Here is a 12675-nt window from a genome sequence, read left to right as displayed (position 1 = left end):
CCATTGTTTTTGTCGGCATCCCTGGAAAGGGGTATTGTGAGGCAATTCGGTGCGGACAAAGCAGCTCGTGTCGCGACACGGCGATAGTCACGGATTCACTCAATCCCCTGGCAAGGGATTGAGTCAGTGTCATTCGGTGCGAATAAGACACTTCAGCGCGCATCGTGGAACACGATGCCCGCCACATGCCGACGCCCGGAGCGCACGCGGCTGACGCCGTGGCGCAGGTTCACGCGGTAGGCGCCGCGTGCCCCCTGCACCGGGCGGTGCTGCACGGCGATCACCGCGGCGTCCCCCTGCTGCAGCGGCAGCACCAGCGGCCGCGACTGCATGCGCGGACGCTGTTCGGTCAGCACGAATTCGCCGCCTTCGAAGTCGCACCCCGGCTGCGACAGCAGCAGCACGACCTGCAGCGGGAACACGTGCTCGCCGTAGAGGTCCTGGTGCAGGCAGTTGTAGTCGCCCGCGCCGTACTGCAGCAGCAGCGCCGTCGGCCGGTCCTGCCCGGCGGCGTGGCAGCGCTCGAGAAAGGCCGCGTGCTTTGCGGGATAGCGAATCGGATTGCCCAGTGCTTCGTTCCAGCGGTTGGCGATCGGCACCAGGCGCGGATACGCGGCTTCGCGCAGGCGCTGGATCAGCGGCGGCAGCGGATAGGCGAAGTACTGGTACTCGCCACGGCCGAAACCGTGGCGCGCCATCACGACGCGACTGCGGAAGACCGGCGTGTCGTACGACGCGGCGAGCGCCCGGCACTCCTGCGACGACAGCAGGCCGGGCAGCAGCGCCGCGCCGTCGGCATCGAGTGCGGTTTCGACCGCTGCCCAGTCCACACCATCGAGCCGATTCATGCCGCCGCGCTGCCTTCGCGTTCCAGCAAGGCCTGCTTGCGCTCGACGCCCCAGCGGTAACCCGACAAGGCGCCGTCGCGGCGCACCACGCGGTGGCAGGGAATGGCCACTGCCAGCGCATTCGCCGCACAGGCCTGCGCGACCGCGCGCACCGCCTTCGGCGCGCCGATGCGCTCGGCGATCTCGGCATAACTCGCGGTGCGGCCGGCCGGGATGTCGCGCAGCGCCTGCCACACGCGCTGCTGGAAGGCCGTGCCGCGCACATCGAGCGGCAGGTCCAGGCCCAGCCGCGGCGCCTCGACGAAGCCGACGACGCGTGCGACCAGCGTCTCGAAAGCGCGGTCGCCGCCGATCAGCCGGGCGCGCGGAAAGTGGTCCTGCAGCTCGCGCAGCAGCGTGTCGGGATCGTCGCCGAGCGTGATCGCGCAGATGCCGCGTTCACTCTGCGCGACGAGGATCGCGCCGAGCGAACACTCGCCGAGCGCGAAGCGGATCACGCTGTCGGCGCCGCCGGCACGGTAGCGGCCCGGTGTCATGCCGAGCTGCCGGTCGGCCTCGGCATAGAAGTGGCCGCCGGAGCCATAACCGGCGTCGTACAGCGCGTCGGTCACGCGGGCGCCGGACTGCAACTGCTGGCGCATGCGGCCGGCACGCTGCGCGGCGGCGTAGGCGCGCGGCGTCAACCCGGTGATCGCCTTGAAGACGCGGTGCAGGTGATAGGGGCTCCAGCCCGCGCGCGCGGCCAATGCGTCGAGGGTCGGCGCTTGTTCGCTCGCTTCGATGTGACGGCATAGCGCGGCGATGATCGCGGCCTGCTGCGCGGCGATGCTCACGCCATCGGGCCGGCAGCGCTTGCAGGGGCGAAAGCCGGCGGCTTCGGCCGCCGACGGATCGGCGTGGAAGGCGATGTTTTCCGGCCGCGCCGCGCGCGCCGGGCAGCTCGGCCGGCAATAGACGCCGGTCGTGCGCACCGAGTAGACGAACCGGCCGTCGGCGGCGGCATCGCGGCTGCGCACCGCGGCCCAGCGCGGGTCGCGTTCGACCACCGCGGCGAGCTCGGCGGCGCGCGGGTTCAGCGGCGGACGCGCGGGGTGGACAGGCATGGGAGCGGGGTGGTGCAGGTTCATGGTGCCACTCTAGGCGCCGGGTCGGTGCGCCGCACTCGTCGCCTTGCGGTCGAATTCGAAACCCGGGGCGCACCGCTGCTAAGCTGCCGCGCCCGACAGGAGTCCTCGTGCCACACACCGGAAGCTGCCTCTGCGGCGGCATCACCTTCCGAATTCATTCGCCGCTCGAGCCGATCCAGGTCTGCCATTGCAGCCAGTGCCGGCGCGCCCAGGGCGGGCCGTTCGTGGCGATCATCCCGGTGGCGACGGCCTCCTTTGCGCTCGACGATCCGCAGCATCTGCTGACCGCCTACGAGGCCACGCCGGGCAAGCAGCGGATGTTCTGCGGTCGCTGCGGCTCGCCGCTCTTCAGCCGTCGAGACGCCTTGCCGGACGTCGTGCGCGTTCGCGCGGGCCTGATCAGCGAACCGGTGCCGGCGCGGCCGGCCTGGCATGCCCACGTCGGCTCGAAGTGCAGCTGGTGGCCGATCGACGACGGCCTGCCGCAGTACGCCGGGGCTTACGTCGCAGCGAACGAGCCCTGAGCTTCAGCACGTCGTGCGCTTGTCGACGTACGATGGTCCGCTCCACCCCGAACGGTGCGCAGCATGAGCAACGAACCCCGCTGGAAGCACGACGGCGTGCGCGTCGTGCCGCACGACCGGCTCGACCCCAACACCGCGCAGACGCCTGGCATGGACCGGCAGGCCGCGGTCACCTTCGCGCGCGTCGGCGCGCAGAAGCTGTGGGCCGGCACCGTGCACATCCACCCCGATGCCAAGACCGGCGCGCACCACCACGGCCCGCTCGAGAGCGTGATCTACGTCGTGCGCGGCCGCGCGCGCATGCGCTGGGGCGACCGGCTGGAGTTCACCGCCGAGGCCGGCCCGGGCGACTTCATCTACGTGCCGCCCTACGTGCCGCACCAGGAGATCAACGCCAGCCCGACCGAGGTGCTCGAATGCGTGCTGGTCCGCAGCGACGGCGAGGCGGTGGCGATCAACCTCGACATCGAGCCGGTCGAGAAGCCGGAGCAGGTGGCGTGGATCGATCCGATCCATCGCGGTTGAGGGACCCCTCGAGGCTCAGCGAGCAGCGCGCCCTTCGACCAGCCTGACCAGCGTGTGCAGCACGCGATTGGCCGGCGTCGGAATGCCCAACGCCGCGCCGCGCGCGACGATGTGGCCGTTCAGGTGGTTGATCTCGCTGGGCCTGCCGCGCGCCAGGTCCTGCGCCGTCGACGACAGCTGCGCCGGCATCGTCTCGGCGATGCGCAGCACCGCGGGCCACGGGTCGGCGGGCAGCTGCACGCCATCGGCGGCGGCGACGGCGAGGCATTCGTCGACGACATCGCGCATCACCGCGCCGACGCCCACGCCCTGCACCAGCGTGCCGTAGGGCTGCTGCGTGATCGCCGACAGCGCGTTGTAGGCGCAGTTGAGGATCAGCTTGGACCACAGCGCGCCGCGCACGTTGTCCGACACCTGCACCGGCACACCGGCGGCGCCGAACATGGCTGCCAGTGCCGCACTGTCGGCCGAGGGGCCGATCACCAGCTCGCCGCGGCCGTTGTGGCGCACGTGGCCGGCGCCGGCCATCTCGGTCGCGACATAGACCACCGCCGGCAGCACCGGCCGCCGCAGCACCGCCTGCAACCGCTCGGCATTGTCGACGCCGTTCTGCAGGCTGAGGATCAACGCGCCCGGCGCCAGGTGCGGCGCGAGCAGGCGGCCGGCACTCTCGGTGTCGGTGGACTTCACGCACACCAGCACCAGCGCCGCGCCGGCGCAGGCGCTGGCATCGCTGCTGGCGGCCAGTGGAATGCGCTGGTCGAAGCTCTGCGCCTCGAGCCGCAGCCCGTCGCGCTGCATCACGGTGACGTGTTCGGCGCGGCCGATCAAGGTCACCGCATGGCCGGCGCGCGCGAGCATGCCGCCGTAGTAGCAGCCCACCGCGCCCGCGCCCATCACCGCCGTCTTCATCGCCCGCCTCGTTTCATCTCTTCGCGCAGCGCCTGCTGCGTGGCCCACCGTACCACCCCGGGCAGCCAGCGGTTCAGCACTGCGGTGAAGCGCGCGCGCCCGGGCACGATGATCAGCGCCTGGTTGCGCTCGACGCCGCGCAGCGTGTCCTCGGCCGTTCGATCGGCCGGATAGGGTGGCCCCGACAGGCGCTCGAGGTAGTGGCGCACGTCGGCTCGCCAGCGCAGCGGCGGCAGGTCGGCCGGGTTGCTCGAGTCGAGCAGCGGCGTCTCGACCGCCGCCGGACACAGGGCGCTGACGCGCACGCCGTGCAGCGCGGCTTCGGCCCGCAGGCTGGTGGACAGGCCGACGACGGCGTGCTTGGTCATCGCGTACGGCACCAGCAGCGGTACCGGCGTCAATCCGGCCAGCGACGCGGTGTTGACGATGTGGCCGCTGCGCTGGCGCACCATCACGCCATAGGCGGCGACGGTGCCGTTGACCACGCCGCGGATGTTGACGTCGATGCTGCGGTCGTAGTGCGCGACGCCGAGCTCGCTGGCTTCGCCGCCGATGCCGATGCCGGCGTTGTTGAACACGTAGTCGAGCCGGCCGTGTTCGCGCGCGACGCGCTCGATCAATGCTTGCAGCGCGGGGGCGTCGCGCACATCGAGCGTTGCGGCCTGGCAGGCCGAGCCGAGGGCCTGCGCCGCCCGCTCGAGGCCGGCGGCATCGATGTCCACCAGCCAGAGCTTCGCGCCGCGCGCGGCGAGCGCCCGCGCCAGGCCGAGACCGATGCCGGACGCGGCCCCGGTGACGATGGCGGATCGGCCGCTGAAGGCTGACTGCATTCGATCCCCTCGATCGCTGTGCGCCGGCGACGGCCGGCGTCCGCGGCATTATCGGCAGCCCGTGCGGCGAGGCGGCACAGCCCGTGCGCCGCTGCGGCGCCGAGCGCCATGCCGGTGGCCATCGCCAGCAGCATCGCGGTGAAGGCGGAGCGGCCGGCGAGCACGCTGCTGAAAGGCAACGCCGCCAGCATGCCCAGGCCCATCGCCGCCGCGCACAGCGAGGCTTCGGCGCGGTGCGGCCAGCGGCGCCGCGGCAGCAGCCACGGCAGCAGCGGCAGCGCGGCGGTCAGCAGCGTCGTCGCCGGCATCACCCTGCGGTGCAAGGCCCAGGCCTCGGCCAGCGTCGAGGCCGTGCTGCAAACGCTGGCCAGCGCCTCGGCGCTGACGTTGCGCGTATCAGCCCACAGGCCGAGCGCCATCGCGCCGGTGCAGGCCAGCGCCATCAACCTCATTGCTCGACGATGCTGATGTCGCCGATCAATGGCCGGGCACTGGACGCCGGCGCGCCGGCCGGTGCGATCGTCACCGCCGGCGTGCCCTGCCAGCGGCCCTCGCTGCGCAGCCGCCGCACCAGCGCGGTGACGTCGAAGCTGGTCGACTTGCCGCTGAAGTGCGCGGCATGGCCGCGGCGCGGCACCGCATCGAAGAAGCTCAGCGGGCCGACGTAGTAGCGCGCCGCCTCGCGGCCGCTGGTGCCCGGCGGCAGGCCGAGGTAGACGTGGTACGTGACCCCCGGCGGCGCATCGGCGCGGAAGTTGTTCAGCACCAGGAAGCTGCGCTTGTCGCCGGCGGCTTCGTCGGCGGCTTCGTGCTCGTCGCGCGGGCCCTGCGCCGGCAGCGTGACCTGGATCGCCTGGCCGCCGAGCGGGATGCCGCCGCTCGGCGCGGCGCGGTGGCGCGTGGTGCTCATCGTCGTGCTCCCGGCAGGCGGTGACAGGTCGGCCGCGAAGTCATCGGACTCGGCGCTGGCGCCGCGCGGGGCAGCTTCGAGCCGGTCGTAGCGCAGGCCGAGGCGGGTGATGTCGGTGAAGTCGCGGTTGCGCGGGTTGACCTCGCGCCCCGCTTCGTCGGCGAACGTGAAGCTGGCGTCGAGCCAGCCGGCGTCGCCGGGGTTGCGGCGGCCGAGCGCATTCCAGCTCGCCCACACGCGGTCGATGTTGCAGTGGTGCAGCCAGAAGATCGGATCGGCGGCAGCCCACTCGACGCTGCCCATGCCGCGGCCGGTGCCGATGTTGCCGTGCACGACGTTGTGCGGCCGGCTTTCGAGCGTCAGGCTGAAGCCGAAGTCGCCGCCCTGGCGCGCGAAGTTGCGGTTGGCCAGCGCGTCGGCGTATTGCAGCCGGGTCTGCGGCGTGTCGATCGCGCCACCGGCATTGACCGCCGGCGTGCGGTCGGCATGGAAGAGCGGGCTGCCGCGGTCGCGGAACGGCGCCGGCAGCACCGACGAGCCGTTGACGTAGTCCCAGTACGGCAGCGTGAAGTTCTCGTCGCCGAGCACGCGGCGGCAGATGCGCTCGAAGTAGTGCACGTACATCCGGTGCCAGGGCAGGAAGTACAACTCGTGCGTCGGCCGGTCGGTGGTCTGGTGGGCCTGGCAGGTGTTCCACACGCGCGCGGCGAGCCGGCGCACCGGCGAATCGGCGCCGCCGAACGCGGCCTGCAACTCCTGCGCTTCAGTGCGGTCGTCACGCACCGCGTGGATGTACCACTGGAAGGTCCAGCTCGCGGGGTCGCGCGCCGGCAGTGCCCGCATGCGGCGCACCGCCTCGGCGTAGCGGTCGAGCATCGCGCGGCCCTGCGGCGTGCTGACGTCGTGGCGCGTCAGGACGCGTGCGGGCGGTGGTGGCGGGGGCGGCGGTGGCGGGGTCGGTCCCGGGCCGGGGCCGGGGCCGTACGGGGTGTCGTAGCAGACGATCACGCGGCGGTTCGCCGGGCCGCCGCCGGCGACCTGCTGGGCTTCACCTTCGGAGCGGATGTCGTAGCGGATGCGCGCGGCGTAGCCGGGACGGCGGCGCTCGATCGCTGCGCGCAGCGCGGTGGCCAGGTTCTGCGCGCGCTGCTGGCCGAGCGCCTGGTTGTAGGTGGCGGCACCCTCGGGGCTGCTGTAGCCGGTGATGCGCAGTGCCGTGACATTGCGCGCAATCAGCTGCTGCGCCAGCGTCTCGATCGTCGCGCGATGTGCATAGGTCGGCGTGCTGCTGTCGTAGCCGTAGTTGTTGAAGACCTCGCACTGGCCGTAGCCGGGCGGTGCCGTGTACGGCGGCGGAGGTGCGGCATACGGCGGTGGCGGCGGTGTGTACGGTGGCGGCGGCGCGGCGTACGGCGGCCGTGGCGGCACGTACGGCGGTGGCGGTGCGTACGGCGGCGGCGGCGCCGCATAGGGCGGGGGCGGCGGCGTGTACGGTGGCCGCGGTGGTGGCGTGTAGGGCGGGCGCGGTGGCACGTAGGGCGGCGGCGGCGCTGCATACGGTGGCGGCGGCGGTGTGTACGGCGGTGGCGGTGGCGGCGCATAGGGCGGCGGCGGTGGCGTGCCGTAGCCGCGATAACCGTCATAGTCAGCGTGCAGGGCCTGCAGCGTCTGCGGTCCGACCAGGCCGTCGGCGGCGAGCCCGCGCGAGGCCTGGTAGCGCTTGACCGCTTCGCGCGTGGCCGTGCCGGCGATGCCGTCGACGACCAGCCCGGCGTTGCCGATCGCATTCAACGCGGTCTGCAGCCAGCGCACGTTCGGATCCGGCGCCGCCTCGGTGTCCTCGATGTGCTCGCCGAGCGGCGCGCCGCCGCGGCGCGGCCGCAGCAGCAGGCTGTCGGGCCGCAGCGTGCCGTCGGCGCCGGCGATGCGGCGTGCGAAGCGTTGCCGCGCGTGGTGCGGGCGCGCGCCCGGCTCGATCACCGGTGCGTACAGCCCCGGCCAGGGCCCTTCGAGCTGCAGCCCCTGCGCCGGTGCCTCGGGCGGGCTGGTCAGCTGGCCCTGCGTCAGCACCGCGGCATGCGCGCGGCCGCCCTCGCCGCGCCGCAGCAACAGGTCGCCCGGCTGCAGCGGCGCATCGATCGCCGCGCCCGGCGGCACGACCAGCTCGAACTGCGCCGCGCGCTGCGCCTGGCGCTCGGGCCCGAGGCGGCCGCTCAGCTCGTCGAAGAGCTGCGCGGTGCGCGCCGTCGGGCTGTCGCCGCCGAGCTGGCGCGCGACGAACTGGTCGACCTCGGTGATGCCCTCGTCGAGCAGGGCTTCGGCGATGTCGACCGGATGGGGCGGCGGCTCGGCGACGTAGAAGGCCTCGGCAGCATCCGCGATCTCTGCCGCTTCGTCGGACTCGATCACTTCGACGCTCACGTCGGACGTCAGCGGCGACGGCACGACCTGGATCTGCGGCTGCTCGGCCTCGGCGATCAGCTCCGGCCCCGCGTCTTCGGCCAGCGGCGACGGCACCACCCGGATCACCGGCTCGGCTTCGGCCTCGATCGCGGTCTCGGTCTTGCCGCACTCGTGCCCCGCACCGTGGCAGCACGGGCAGGTGGCGCAGGATTCGGTGGCGCAGTGCTGGCAGTCCTTGCACCGCTCTTCGCCGCAGCAATCGGGGTTCATCGTCATCTCCTGAGGGGGTGTCGCCCGCACGGCCCCGCCGCCGAGCGCGGCCGCGCGCCGCACCGCGGCGGCGCTGTCGAGGCGGCCGAAGCCGAGGCGGTGGTGGTCGGCCGGGTCGCCGGTGTCGAAGGGTTCGAGCGTTTCGAACAGCGCGCTGCGCAGCCGGGCGATCGGCAGGCGCCCGGCCGCCTCGTACATCAGCGCGACGGTGCCGCTGACATGCGGCGCGGCCATGCTGGTGCCGCTCATGCGCACCAGGCGCGCCGCGCGGCGGCCGATCAGCGGTGTCGAGCGCGCCGACAGCACGCGCACGCCGGGCGCCAGCAGCAGCGGGCGCACGCGGCCGTCGCGCGTCGGCCCGCTGCTGGAGAACGGCGCCAGCAGCGGCTCGTCGGCATGGCCGTCGAGCGCGCCGACGACCAGCGCCTGCAGGCCGTTGCAGATGCTGCCGGTGGTCGAGCGCGCATCGGCCTGGCCGGGCGTGAACAGCGCCTGGCAGTGCTTGCAGCCGGGGTCGCGCTCGAGCCAGGCGTGATAACGCCCATCGGACACGTCCTCGCCGGTCAGCCGCAGCTGCCAGCGGCCGGCCGGTGCGCTGGGGTACTGGAACAGGTGGATGTGGTGGTCGCCGTTGTTCGGATCGCGTGCACGGTGGTAGAGCGTGCCGACGCAGCGCTCCGCAATCAGCACCGGCGCGCGGCTGCCGAGCTCGGTGCGCGCGACTTCATGGCCGCTGGGGTCGATCAGCGCGGCGACGAAGCGGTCGTGCCCCGGGTACCAGAGCTCGAGCTCGTTCGGTGTCGTGTCGCCGCTGTGCACGTCGAAGCTGATCGTGTCGGTCTCGCCGGCGCGCAGCTGGCCGGCCTGGTGCACCGCGCGCTCGAAGTAGTTGCCGGTGCTCTGCACGATGCAGGTGCCGGGGCGCGCGCGCAGCAGCCAGTCGATCGCCAGCTCGATCGGCGTCGAGCCGTCGTGCGGGCCGGCGTGGCGGCCGATGCTCAGGTTCAGCACCAGCGGCCGGTCGCCGGCCTCGTCGACGAGGAAATGGATCGCTTCGAGCAGGTGGCTCGAATCGCCGAGCGGGCCGCTCTTCTCCCAGCCGGGTGCGCCCAGGTGCACGAAGGCCAGCTCGGCATCGGGCGCCAGGCCTGACGGCCCCCCGGCGCGGCCATTGCCCGCGGCGATGCCCATCACGTGCGTGCCATGCGCACCGGCGCCGGTGTCGGCGCGGCCCGGGTGGTAGCCGACGGCGGCGTACGGATCCTTCGCCCGCAGCGCGGCGTTCAGCGCATCGCGGCGCAGGATGCGGCCGTAGCCGTAGCGGTTGCCGTCGTTGCCGGCGGCACGCTGGTCCCACAGCGCGCACAGCCGCGTATCGCCATGCTCGTCGAGGAAGTCGGGATGCGCGAAGTCGCAGCCCCAGTCGACGAATCCCATCAGCACGCCGCGGCCGGTCTGCGGCAGGTCCTCGGGCCGGCGCCGGTCGCTGTCGAGGACCTCGGTGAACTCGGCGTCGTCGCGATCGATCAGCGCGCCGTATTCGCTGATCAGCCAGCGCGGCGCCTTGAGACTCGCGATGGCCGGATGGCCATAGACCTGCCAGACGGCGGCGCGCTCGATGCGCGCGGTGGCGATGGCGCCGAGCCGCGCGACGATGCGCAGCACCGCCGGCGGCGGCTCCGCATCGCGCAACCGCAGCACGACGGCGACTTCGTCGCTCGCCTCGCCGCTGGCGAGCAGCTCCTGCAATGCCGGGTCCATGGCAGGGGCTGCCGCGGTGGCGAGCGCACGCGCTCAGGCACGCGCCTTGGCGGGCGTGCCGGTGGCGCTGCCGGTCGAGCTGCCACCACCGGTGGTGGTGATCTCGCCGGTGGTCGTCGTGACGCCGATGGTGGTGCCGCCGGTGGTGGTGGTGCCGGTGCCGCCGGCGGTGCCGCCGGTCGTGGTGCCGGTGCCACCGTCGGTGGCGGTGCCGGTGCCGTCATCGGTGCGCACGGGCACCGGCGGCGGCACGTCACGGCGCGCGATCTCGCGCGTCACCACGATGCCGGGCAGGCCGAGGCCGAACATCATCATCATCAGGCCGGCGCGGTTCTTCGACGCGTCATCGACGACGCCGATGCTGCCGGCGAGCGCGCGGCCGAGCACGAAGGGAACGAGGGGCGATGCCATGGCCGCCTCCGCTTACTTCTTGTCCTGCATGGCCATCATCAGCGCGACCATCATGATCCCGCCGGAGTCGCCGCCGAACATGCCGCCGCCGCTGTTGCCGCCGCTGCCGCCGGACGACGAGCCGCCGAAGCCGCCGCTGAACATCAGCAGCGGCAGGACCTTGCTGAAGCTGTCGCCGGTGTCGACGACGACCTTGTCGCCGGCGTTGATCGTGCCGCCGACGGCGGTGGTCACGGTGCGCGTGGTCTGCGAGGTCAGCAGCGGCATCAGCATCGCCATGTTGCGCACGTCGTTGATGCTGCCCTGCAGCTTGTTGACGTCGGTGCGCAGCTTGGTCTGCTCGGTCGACAAGGTATTGACGCGGCCTTCGACGGCCTTGATCGCGCCCGAGTTGGTGGCGATCTTGGCGTCGAGGCGGTTGGCGGTGGCAGTCAGCTCGGCGCGGGTGGCGAAGCCGGGCGTCGGCCGCGGCGGCACGTTGCCGCCGCGCTTGGCGGTGCGCACCGGCCCGCGCGCGCCGCGGCGGCGCTTGGCTTCGTCGGACTCGTCGCTCTCGTCGTATTCGAAGTACTCGTCGTTCTCGATCAGCTCGTCGGTTTCATACGGGGCGTAAGTGAGCATGGCTCATCTCCTGTCGGTGGGGCCAAGGGACACCGCCAGCCGCGCCGCGGCGACAGGCGCTTCGGCGATGACGCCGAAGCGCTGCGCCAGCTGGGGATCGGCGGCGAAGCGGCCCGGCTTGCCGCGGCCGCGGCAGCTCGGGCAGCCGGGGTCTTCGCCCCAGCACAGGCCGCAGGCACCGAAGGCCGCGGCCAGATCGGACAACAGCTCATGCGCCGCCGTCAGCTCGCCGGTGAGGCGCCGGTGGCTGCGCACGAGCCGCTCGATGCGCGTCTCGGCCTGCGCCAGCGCCTGCTGCAGCAGCGCGCATTCGTCGGCCTGCGGCTCGGCGATGGCCGCGGCCGCGGCGGCCGCCTGGCGTTGCGCTGCCAGCATCTGCGGCAGCCAGGCGAGCTGCGGGTTCTGCTGCACGAAGTTGGCGAGCATCGCGCCGGTGTCGGGCAGCGCGATCGCATTCGGTTCTTCAAGCATGGCGATACTCCTCGGCCCATTCGGCCTGCCACTGCGCCTCGTTGGCCAGCAGCCAGGCGTCGCGGCGCAGGTCTTCGGCGCTGTAGACGCTCTCGTCGACGGCCTCGTCGTGCTCGTCCGACTCGTCCGTCTCGTCGGTGTGCCGGTGATGCTCGATCGGCCACGGCACCGGCGTGGCGGCGAACAGTTCGAGCAGCGCATCGGTGCGCTGCTCGGCATCGGCCGGGTCGATCGCCAGCTCGCCGTCGGCGCCGTAGAAGTACGCGGGCATGCCGGCGTGCTCGGCCTCGGCCTCGCCGGCCGCACGACCGGCCAGGCCGCCGAGCGCCGAGAGGATCGACTGCACCGGCACCGCGTGGCCGCCGACCGACACCTGCGAGCGCCCGGCCGGGCCGAGCGCGGCAGCGGTCAACGCGCGCGTCGTCTCGGGCCGCGACAGCAGGCCCATCAAGGCATTCGCGGCGCCACCGCGGCCGGCACCGCTGCCGAGCAGCGAACCACCGGCGCGTGCCAGCGCACCGAGCGTGCCACGCTGCCCGCCGAGTCCACCGAGGGCACCGAGCGCGCCCTGCGCCAGGCCACCGAGCCCGCCACGCGCGCCGCCGCGCGCCGCGCCGAGCGCGACGCCGGCGAGCTGGCCGACCGCGCCGCCGAGCCGGCCGGCCGGCAGGAACTGCGAGGCCAGCTGCGTGGCGCCGCCGATCGCGCCGCCGATGCCGCGCAGCGTCTTGTTCTTCGACCGCGACAGGATGCCGCCCGCGCCACCGGCGACCGCACCGGCGATCGCGCCGAACGGTCCGCCGACGCTGGCGCCGGTCAGCGCACCCTGCGCGATGCCCGGCGCCGCCTGCTGGGCGAAGCGGCCGACGCTCTTGCCGACCTTCAGGAAGCCTTTGCCGGCGTCGCTCCAGAATGATTCGACATCCTCGGCGCCGACGGCGGGCCCGTAGAGCTCGGCGACGAGCGCTTCGATCTGCGCGTCGCTCCACTCGATGCATTCGGGCGCCAGGCCGGCGCGCAGCGTGGGATAGGCGGTGGCGGTCATATACATCAGGGCTCTCC

General features: G+C 73.0%; 12 protein-coding genes and 2 pseudogenes. 4 read left to right on the top strand and 10 right to left on the bottom strand.

Features of this window, described 5'->3' with window-relative positions:
- Positions 1–152 precede the first annotated feature (152 nt).
- Both HLB44_RS01920 and ada read right to left on the bottom strand, forming a co-directional pair.
- Positions 153–848, bottom strand: coding sequence for a 2OG-Fe(II) oxygenase (locus HLB44_RS01920; RefSeq protein ID WP_173120032.1), 696 nt, complete (start codon positions 846–848; stop codon positions 153–155).
- Positions 845–1951, bottom strand: coding sequence for a bifunctional DNA-binding transcriptional regulator/O6-methylguanine-DNA methyltransferase Ada (gene ada / locus HLB44_RS01915; protein WP_173120030.1), 1107 nt, complete (start codon positions 1949–1951; stop codon positions 845–847). The genes HLB44_RS01920 and ada overlap by 4 nt, the downstream gene beginning before the upstream one ends.
- 131 nt (positions 1952–2082) lie before the next feature.
- Here ada and HLB44_RS01910 point away from each other — a divergent pair, with 131 nt between their 5' ends.
- Both HLB44_RS01910 and HLB44_RS01905 read left to right on the top strand, forming a co-directional pair.
- Entirely contained in the window at positions 2083–2499 is a 417-nt protein-coding gene (locus tag HLB44_RS01910) for a GFA family protein (RefSeq protein WP_173120028.1), read from the top strand.
- A gap of 63 nt (positions 2500–2562) precedes the next feature.
- Positions 2563–3024 carry a cupin domain-containing protein gene (locus tag HLB44_RS01905; RefSeq protein ID WP_173120026.1) on the top strand — a complete coding sequence of 154 codons (462 nt, stop codon included), beginning with the start codon at positions 2563–2565 and terminating at the stop codon, positions 3022–3024.
- A 15-nt stretch (positions 3025–3039) separates the two neighbouring features.
- On the opposite strand, the gene HLB44_RS01900 is transcribed toward HLB44_RS01905, so the two are convergent.
- Both HLB44_RS01900 and HLB44_RS01895 read right to left on the bottom strand, forming a co-directional pair.
- Positions 3040–3936, bottom strand: a complete 897-nt coding sequence (locus HLB44_RS01900; RefSeq protein ID WP_173120024.1) for a ketopantoate reductase family protein — start codon at positions 3934–3936, stop codon at positions 3040–3042.
- Entirely contained in the window at positions 3933–4766 is an 834-nt protein-coding gene (locus HLB44_RS01895; RefSeq protein WP_173120022.1) for an SDR family NAD(P)-dependent oxidoreductase, read from the bottom strand. Before HLB44_RS01895 ends, HLB44_RS01900 begins: the two co-directional genes overlap by 4 nt.
- 108 nt (positions 4767–4874) lie before the next feature.
- Between HLB44_RS01895 and HLB44_RS01890 the strand changes: the two genes are divergently transcribed.
- Positions 4875–5234 carry a hypothetical protein gene (locus HLB44_RS01890; protein WP_173120020.1) on the top strand — a complete coding sequence of 120 codons (360 nt, stop codon included), beginning with the start codon at positions 4875–4877 and terminating at the stop codon, positions 5232–5234.
- On the opposite strand, the gene HLB44_RS36960 is transcribed toward HLB44_RS01890, so the two are convergent.
- The gene (locus HLB44_RS36960) at positions 5215–7104 is read right to left on the bottom strand and encodes a tyrosinase family protein (RefSeq protein WP_343051229.1); all 1890 of its coding nucleotides are present in this window, start codon (positions 7102–7104) and stop codon (positions 5215–5217) included. The genes HLB44_RS01890 and HLB44_RS36960 overlap by 20 nt on opposite strands.
- Between HLB44_RS36960 and HLB44_RS36955 the strand changes: the two are divergent.
- Positions 7010–7279: pseudogene (locus HLB44_RS36955) on the top strand (hypothetical protein); the annotation flags it as partial. The gene HLB44_RS36960 and the pseudogene HLB44_RS36955 sit on opposite strands and share 95 nt — an antisense overlap.
- 62 nt (positions 7280–7341) lie before the next feature.
- Here the strand turns inward: HLB44_RS36955 and HLB44_RS36950 are convergent.
- The 5 genes and pseudogenes from HLB44_RS36950 to HLB44_RS01865 all read right to left on the bottom strand — a co-directional run.
- A pseudogene (locus HLB44_RS36950) lies at positions 7342–10110 on the bottom strand (S8 family serine peptidase); the annotation flags it as partial.
- Positions 10111–10143: 33 nt separating this feature from the next.
- Entirely contained in the window at positions 10144–10521 is a 378-nt protein-coding gene (locus HLB44_RS01880) for a hypothetical protein (protein WP_173119337.1), read from the bottom strand.
- Between the two features lie 12 nt (positions 10522–10533).
- Complete coding sequence (locus HLB44_RS01875) at positions 10534–11142, bottom strand: hypothetical protein (protein ID WP_173119335.1); 609 nt, start codon at positions 11140–11142, stop codon at positions 10534–10536.
- A 3-nt stretch (positions 11143–11145) separates the two neighbouring features.
- Positions 11146–11613, bottom strand: coding sequence for a hypothetical protein (locus HLB44_RS01870; RefSeq protein ID WP_173120016.1), 468 nt, complete (start codon positions 11611–11613; stop codon positions 11146–11148).
- Positions 11606–12664, bottom strand: coding sequence for a hypothetical protein (locus tag HLB44_RS01865; protein ID WP_173120014.1), 1059 nt, complete (start codon positions 12662–12664; stop codon positions 11606–11608). Before HLB44_RS01865 ends, HLB44_RS01870 begins: the two co-directional genes overlap by 8 nt.
- Between the last annotated feature and the right edge of the window lie 11 nt (positions 12665–12675).

This window comes from Pseudaquabacterium terrae, assembly GCF_013266755.1.
GTDB lineage: Bacteria > Pseudomonadota > Gammaproteobacteria > Burkholderiales > Burkholderiaceae_C > Pseudaquabacterium > Pseudaquabacterium terrae.
This window is presented reverse-complemented; position numbering and strand designations above follow the sequence as displayed.

Bases quoted from the DNA above. Each gene is read 5' to 3' on its own strand.
- HLB44_RS01920 (WP_173120032.1), bottom strand. From the start codon at position 848: ATGAATCGGCTCGATGGTGTGGACTGGGCAGCGGTCGAAACCGCACTC.
- ada (WP_173120030.1), bottom strand. From the start codon at position 1,951: ATGCCTGTCCACCCCGCGCGTCCGCCGCTGAACCCGCGCGCCGCCGAG.
- HLB44_RS01905 (WP_173120026.1), top strand. From the start codon at position 2,563: ATGAGCAACGAACCCCGCTGGAAGCACGACGGCGTGCGCGTCGTGCCG.
- HLB44_RS01900 (WP_173120024.1), bottom strand. From the start codon at position 3,936: ATGAAGACGGCGGTGATGGGCGCGGGCGCGGTGGGCTGCTACTACGGC.
- HLB44_RS01895 (WP_173120022.1), bottom strand. From the start codon at position 4,766: ATGCAGTCAGCCTTCAGCGGCCGATCCGCCATCGTCACCGGGGCCGCG.
- HLB44_RS01890 (WP_173120020.1), top strand. From the start codon at position 4,875: ATGCCGGTGGCCATCGCCAGCAGCATCGCGGTGAAGGCGGAGCGGCCG.
- HLB44_RS01880 (WP_173119337.1), bottom strand. From the start codon at position 10,521: ATGGCATCGCCCCTCGTTCCCTTCGTGCTCGGCCGCGCGCTCGCCGGC.
- HLB44_RS01875 (WP_173119335.1), bottom strand. From the start codon at position 11,142: ATGCTCACTTACGCCCCGTATGAAACCGACGAGCTGATCGAGAACGAC.
- HLB44_RS01870 (WP_173120016.1), bottom strand. From the start codon at position 11,613: ATGCTTGAAGAACCGAATGCGATCGCGCTGCCCGACACCGGCGCGATG.
- HLB44_RS01865 (WP_173120014.1), bottom strand. From the start codon at position 12,664: ATGTATATGACCGCCACCGCCTATCCCACGCTGCGCGCCGGCCTGGCG.